This is a genomic window from Mesorhizobium sp. M4A.F.Ca.ET.022.05.2.1 (assembly GCF_003998845.1).
Lineage (GTDB): Bacteria > Pseudomonadota > Alphaproteobacteria > Rhizobiales > Rhizobiaceae > Mesorhizobium.
In genome coordinates this window covers 1-6,567 of sequence record NZ_RZOJ01000336.1, presented here as the reverse complement: position 1 = coordinate 6,567, position 6,567 = coordinate 1, and the positions used below count along the sequence as shown (strand labels likewise).

At 65.9% G+C, this 6,567-nt stretch carries 5 protein-coding genes and 2 tRNA genes; all 7 read left to right on the top strand.

Annotated features, from left to right (window positions below; translation table 11 throughout):
- Window positions 1–2,568 (top strand): caspase domain-containing protein (locus EN745_RS26685; RefSeq protein ID WP_127422641.1); only part of this gene is annotated, 2,568 nt, incomplete at its 5' end.
- An 83-nt stretch (window positions 2,569–2,651) separates the two neighbouring features.
- Window positions 2,652–3,200: a histidine phosphatase family protein gene (locus EN745_RS26680; protein WP_127422640.1), complete on the top strand. Its 549-nt coding sequence runs from the start codon at window positions 2,652–2,654 to the stop codon at window positions 3,198–3,200.
- Window positions 3,201–3,420: 220 nt separating this feature from the next.
- Window positions 3,421–3,494: transfer RNA gene (locus tag EN745_RS26675), tRNA-OTHER, on the top strand.
- 2 nt (window positions 3,495–3,496) lie between these two features.
- A tRNA-Arg gene (locus EN745_RS26670) sits at window positions 3,497–3,572 on the top strand.
- Between the two features lie 352 nt (window positions 3,573–3,924).
- Window positions 3,925–5,067 (top strand): slipin family protein, encoded by a 1,143-nt coding sequence (locus tag EN745_RS26665; RefSeq protein ID WP_189363169.1) that lies wholly within the window; start codon window positions 3,925–3,927, stop codon window positions 5,065–5,067.
- A gap of 176 nt (window positions 5,068–5,243) precedes the next feature.
- Complete coding sequence (locus EN745_RS26660) at window positions 5,244–5,525, top strand: acyl carrier protein (protein WP_126054139.1); 282 nt, start codon at window positions 5,244–5,246, stop codon at window positions 5,523–5,525.
- Window positions 5,526–5,580: 55 nt separating this feature from the next.
- Window positions 5,581–6,567: beta-ketoacyl-ACP synthase (locus EN745_RS26655; protein WP_127422639.1), on the top strand; the 987-nt coding region annotated here is incomplete at its 3' end.

The window sequence follows — 6,567 nt, the reverse complement described above, 5'->3', positions numbered from 1 at the left end:
CTGAAGAAGACGGTGCCGGTGACGATCATGCTGCTCGATGCCTGCCGCACCAATCCGTTCCCGCCCGGCGCGGAGTTGCGCCGCGCGCCGACCGCCTCGGCCTCGCCGATCGGCGCCGGCGGGCTGGAACCGTTGCGCGGCGCCAAGGCGCTCGGCAGCGCGCCGGCGACGGAAAACCTCGGAACCGTGGTCGGCTTCGCCGCCGAGCCGGGACGCCCCGCGCTCGATGGCGCCGCCGGCGAGAACAGCCCCTATGCGGCGGCGCTGCTGCGCCACCTCGCCGCGATGAAGGGCACCGAATTCGGATCGGTCATGCGCATGGTGACCGAGGAGGTCTATCTCGACACCAAGGCGCGGCAGCGACCCTGGGTCAATGAAAGCCTGCGCAGATTGCTCTATTTCGGCGTCGCGCCGCAGGAGCCGACCGGCGATGACGGGCTGATCACCGGCGAGCGGCGGCAACTGCTTTTGACCATCGCCGACCTGCCCGATCCGAAGCGCTCGCAAGTGGAACTGGCTTCGCAGCAGGACGGCGTGCCGCTCGACGCGCTCTATGGCGTGCTCAAGGCGCTGGGCACGGAGAAGATACCAGAGGATCCAACGGACCTGGAAAAGCTCCTCGATGCCCAGGCCGAGCGGCTGAAGAAGATGCTGTCAGAGCGCGACGCGCTCAGCACCGACGACCCCGAGATCAAGCGCCTCGTCGCCTCGGCCGACAAGGCGATCGGCCAGGGCGCCATCGTCAGTGCGCGAAAGTTCCTCGACGAGGCGGTGGCCCGGGTCGAGCAGACCAGCGGCGCCGTCGACCAGGCGGAGGAACTGGTCAAGCAGAAGCGGCTCGCAGACGCCGCCATCTATGCCAGGCGCGCCGACTCCTCCGCCCTGGTCTTCGACTACAAATCGGCGGCGAGCGACTACGGCAAGGCCCTCGCGCTAGTCGAGAAATGGGACGACAAGCTGCGCTGGAACTACAAGAACCAGGAGGCCGAGGCGCTCAACGCCCACGGTGCCGCCACCGGCGACAAACAGGCGCTGCAACAGGCCATCGACGCCTACCGGATAATCCTGAACTTCATTCCCAACGGCGAACAGAACCGCGACTGGGCGATCACCCGCAACAACATGGCGGTGGTGCTGCAGACGATCGGCGAACGCGAGACCGACACGACCAGGCTTGAAGCGGCAGCCCAGATCTTCCGTGACTCGCTTGCCGTCTTCGAGCGCGAGAAGGACGATCTCAATTGGGCCGCGGCCCAGAACAATCTCGCCAATGTGCTGTTGAAGATCGGCGAGCGCGAGAGCGACCCCAAGCACTTGAACGAGGCGGTTGCCGCCATGCGCGCGACGCTGGTGAAGCGCCCGCGCGAGAAAGTGCCGCTCGACTGGGCGGCCTCGCAGAACAATCTCGGCCTGGCGCTCTATGCGCTCTCGGAGCGGGAGCCCGGCGGTGAACGCCTCACCGAGGCCGAGGCCGCCTATCGGCTGGCGCTGCAGGAATATACGCGCGAGAAGTCGCCGGCGCAGTGGGCGATGGTTGAGAACAATCTCGGCAACACGCTGGTGTCGCTGGGCACGCAGCGCAACGATCAGGCGAAGATCACCGAGGCGGCCGCGGCCTTCCGCGCCGCGCTCGAGATCCGCACGCGCGAGACCTTCCCGGTTTCCTGGGCGACCAGCCGGCTCAATCTCGGCAACGCGCTGAGCAGCGCCGCCCGCTTCGATCTCGGCACTGGCGAGCTCGAAGAAGCGGCGACGGCCTATGGCGATGCGCTGACCGTCTTCACCCGCAAGCGTTTCCCGATGGACTGGGCTTCCACCCAGAACAATCTCGGCTCGGTCTACCAGACGCTCGGCCAGCGCGCCCGCGATCCGGCGAGACTGGAGCAGTCGGTTGCCGCCTTCCGGGCGGCGCGGCGCATCTACACCAGGCGCGCCTTTCCGCTCGACTGGGCGATGACCGCCTACAATCTCGGCAACACGCTGCAATTGCTCGGCGGCCTGTCCGACAAGCCGGAACACTACAGGGATGCGGCGATGGCCTATCGCGACGCGTTGCGAGAATACAAGCGCGAGACGACGCCGCGGCAATGGGCGCTGGCCCAGGCCGGCCTCGGCTCGGCGCTGCATTGGCTGAGCATGGCCGAAGGCGATACCAAGTCCCTGGCCGAGTCGGTCGCCGCGCGCCGGGCCGCGCTCGAGGTGCAGACCTTCGAAACCGCGCCCGTCGACTGGGCAAACGCGCAGAACGGCATCGGCATGAGCCTGCTCAATCTCGGCACGCTCGAACGCAGCGGCAAATATCTGGACGAGGCCGAAGCCGCCTTCCAGGCGACACTCAAGGTGTTCACCCGTGAGAGCCAACCGCTGCAATGGGCCTTCGCTCAGAACAATCTCGGCGACGTCCATTGGAACCGCGCCAGCCAAGGCGGCGGCGACGCCGAATATATGAAAGCGATCGAGTTCTTCGAGAACGCCAAGCAGGGTTTTGCCGAAGCCGGCTACACCATCCCGATCCCGCTCACCGACAAGAAGATCGAGCTGGTGAAGCAGCAACTAGCGAAGAAATAGCCCGTGCTTGTCTTTCAGCCGGCTTTGCGGTCCCTATATGCGCACACCGCCGTCATCGCCGGTGGACGCAAGAAGGATGGCCGATGGTTCGATTTCTGCTGGCGCTGATGCTGCTCGTCGCCCCAGCCGCAGCGCATGCGACGGATGCCGGCTGGGCATTGTTGCGTGACGGCGGCCATATCGTGCTGCTGCGCCATGCCATGGTCACCGGCACCGCCGATCCGGCCAATTTCGACATCGCCAAATGCCCGACCCAGCTCAACCTCTCGGCGCGCGGCCAGCAACAGGCAAGCCGGATCGGCGCTTTATTCGCTGCCCGCGCCGCGCCCATCGAGCGCGTGCTCTCCAGCCGTTACTGCCGCTGCCTCGACACCGCCCGCATCGCTTTCGAGGCTGAGCCGGAGCCCTTCGCGCCGCTCGACCTCCTGAAGACCGACCCTGCGGAAAAGGCCGCGCAGGTCGCGGCAATCATGGCCGAGATCCGCGGCTATTCCGGTTCCGACAATCTGGTGCTGGTCACCCATCTGGAGAACATCGTGGCGCTGACCGGCGTCACGCCCCGCGAAGGCGAGGCGGTGGTCGTCGAGCCGCAGGGCGACGGCCTCAAAGTGCTTGGCCGCGTCACCTTCTGACGAGGCCGCGATCGGCGGCTGCATCTGTTGCCGAAATGCCACTACCGAAAGAAGCCGCAAATCCGCCGCGACAATGCCGCTTGCGACAACCCGTCGCAGGGTCTATAGGCGCGCTCCCGGTCACGAAAACCGAAGCGAGCACAACGGTTGGAGCTTTTGCCTCCGCCCGCGCAGGCGGCTCTGCCGCCCTGTGTACGGCGCCGTTTCGGAGGTTGGGATCGCGGATGTAGCTCAGGGGGAGAGCACCGGATTTGGGTCCGGAGGTCGCAGGTTCGAATCCTGCTGTCTGCACCACGGATAGCTCAGTTGGGTAGAGCATCAGATCGCGAATCTGACGGTCGAAGGTTCGAATCCTTCTCCATTGGCCTTCCAAGCCAAGCCACCCTGTCACGGTGTTATTCGGAAAAATCGGTCCGGGGACCGGAATGCGAAAGACCTGACGGACGGCCTAGGCCTTCGGGCCAAGGCCGCATCGAAAGGTCCGACGCCATCGGCTCGCGGCCAGGCCCGCGGTGACGATCAAGGCGCAGTGTCGCCGGCAAGGGAGGCCAAGGCCTCCGGCGCCCGCTTCGCTGTCTCGCGATCCGCTCCCGACGGCCCGCTGCCTGGCGATGCCACCGGTCTCCGGATCATTCGTGCCGGGAAAGGAACCGAGAAACGAAAAGGATGATCGACGCATGAGTTGACGCCTCGCATGGGGCCATGCCCGACAGGAGTGAAGACAATGACCATTCTCGACAAGGTTCTTGGGCGCGAGCGCGTCCTTGTTAAGGAAAACGAACGGGCCGTCACCCTCTACAAGGGGGAGATCAAGGCTGTCCTGATGCCGGGCGAGCATTGGCTTGCCAACCGGCGCGGGCGCCTTGAAGTGTCCCGGCACGATCTGAAGAACCCGGAATTCGTTTCGGCCTACGAGAAGGCGCTGTTCGACAAGCTCCCGGAGGTGGCCGCGCGTCATTTCACCGTCGTTCGCACCGGGCGTACGGATGTCGCCGTCATCGAGCGTGACGGCAACCTCCATGCCGTCCTGGCGCCGGATCGCAAGCTCGTGCTGTGGACGGATGCCGGCCCGTGGAAGGTAACGCTGGTCGACACGTCGGCCGATCTTGCGATCGATCCGGCTCTCATGCGCCGGCTCGGCCAGGCCCGCGAGACGGAACTGATGTCCGTTCACCCGGTGGTCGACGGTCAGGCCGGACTGCTGTTCGTCGACGGGGCGCTGGCGCAGACGCTTGCCGCCGGCGTGCACGGCTTCTGGAACGTCGGGCGCATGGTGCAGATGAAGGTCGTCGACCTCAAGCGCCAGTCGCTCGACGTCGCCGGGCAGGAAGTGCTGACCAAGGATCGCGTCACGATCCGCGTCAACATCGCCGCCGAATACCGGGTCCTCGATCCGGTCAAGGCGGTGAGCGCGGTGAAGGACTTCTCTGAAGCCCTCTACCGCGCCCTGCAGTACGCGTTCCGCAAGACGCTTGGCGCGCTGACGCTCGACCAGATCCTTGAAAAGAAGGTGACGGTCGACGAGGAGGCGGCGGCCAAGGTCCGCGCCGACATGGCCGAGATCGGGGTCGAGGTCAGCGATATCGCGCTCAAGGATGTCATCCTGCCGGGCGAGATGCGCGAGATCCTCAACCAGGTGGTTTCGGCCGAGAAGCAGGCCGAGGCCAACGTCATCCGCCGCCGCGAGGAGACGAACGCCACGCGTTCGCTCCTCAACACGGCGAAGGTGATGGCCGAGAACCCGGTGATGCTGCGGCTGAAGGAGCTCGAGGCTCTGGAGGCCATCGCCGGCAAGGTCGAGCGGCTGACCGTCCACAACGGGACGGACGGGCTGCTGAACGACCTGGTCAAGCTCCGCGACAGCTGAGCTGACGTTGCGTCAACGGGAAGGGCCGCCAGCAGTCCGGCGGCCCTTCTTGCGTTTCGAAAGCCAGCATCCCATCTGCACCGGGCTTATCAGCCCTTTTCCTGCCCGGAAAAACCGATTAGACAGCGCCCAAACAAGATGCGGACAGATTCCGCCCGCAACCGAAGGAAGAGCCCTTGTCCACCACGTTCGACAAAGTCGCCAAGATCATTGCCGACACCAGCGAGATCGATATCGAGACGATCACCCCCGAAAGCCACACCATCGACGATCTCGGCATCGACAGCCTCGATTTCCTCGACATCGTCTTTGCCATCGACAAGGAATTCGGCATCAAGGTGCCGCTGGAGAAGTGGACGCAGGAGGTCAATGACGGCAAGGCCTCGACCGACGACTACTTCGTCATGAAGAACCTGTGCGCCAAGATCGACGCGCTGGTCGCGGCCAAGAACGCCTGAGGCGGTTCGGGCGCGGCCTTGACGTGCCCTGCCCGCTGACCCAAAACAGCCGCCCATGAGCCCCCACGACGTCGTCATCACCGGTATCGGCCTTGTCTCCTCGCTGGGAGAGGGTCCGGATGCCCACTGGCAGAAACTCGCCCAGCCCGGCCTCGAGCCGGTGCTCGATGCCGCGCGCTTTGCGCCCTACACCATCCATCCGCTGCCGGAGATCGACTGGAACCTGCAGATCGCCAAGCGCGGCGACCAGCGGCAGATGGAGACCTGGCAGCGGCTCGGCACCTATGCCGCGGGTCTGGCGCTGGACGATGCCGGCATCAAGGGCAATGACGAGCTCTGCGCGACCATGGACATGGTGGTGGCGGCCGGCGGCGGCGAGCGCGACGAGGCGGTCGATGCCGCGATCCTCGCCGCTTCCGAAAGCCGCAACGACCGCGACGTCCTGCTCAACGAGAAGCTGACCACCGAACTGCGGCCGACGCTGTTCCTCGCCCAGTTGTCCAATCTTCTGGCCGGCAACATCTCGATTGTCCACAAGGTCACCGGTTCCTCCCGCACCTTCATGGGCGAAGAAGGCGCCGGCGTCGCCGCCGTCGAGACGGCCGCCGCGCGCATCCGCTCGGGACAGTCGACGCATGTGCTGGTCGGCGGCGCCTTCCAGACCGAACATTCCGACATGCTGCTCGGCTATGAACTCGCCGGCTACCTGCATCGTGGCAACTGGAAGCCTGTCTGGCAGAGGCAGGACGGCGAAGGCGGCGGCGTGGTGACCGGATCCGGCGGCGCCTTCCTGGTGCTGGAGCAGCGCGAGCACGCGACGAGCCGGGGGCGCAAAATCTACGCCGAGCTCGGCCCCATCGTGTCCGGCCGCGCCAAGCGGCGCAACGGCGGGCTCGATGCCGAGATCGCGACCCTGCTCGAGCAGGCGGCGCTGCCGAATGGCGAACTGCTGGCGATCTCGGGCGCTTCCGGCGCCCACCTCGCTACCGCCGCCGAAAAAGCCGCGTTCGACGCCAATGCGGCCATCGCGGCACGTGCCTTC

What these genes read in the sequence shown, in the direction of transcription:
- EN745_RS26680 (WP_127422640.1), top strand. Translation starts at nt 2,652, where the DNA reads ATGGTTCGATTTCTGCTGGCGCTGATGCTGCTCGTCGCCCCAGCCGCA.
- EN745_RS26665 (WP_189363169.1), top strand. Translation starts at nt 3,925, where the DNA reads ATGACCATTCTCGACAAGGTTCTTGGGCGCGAGCGCGTCCTTGTTAAG.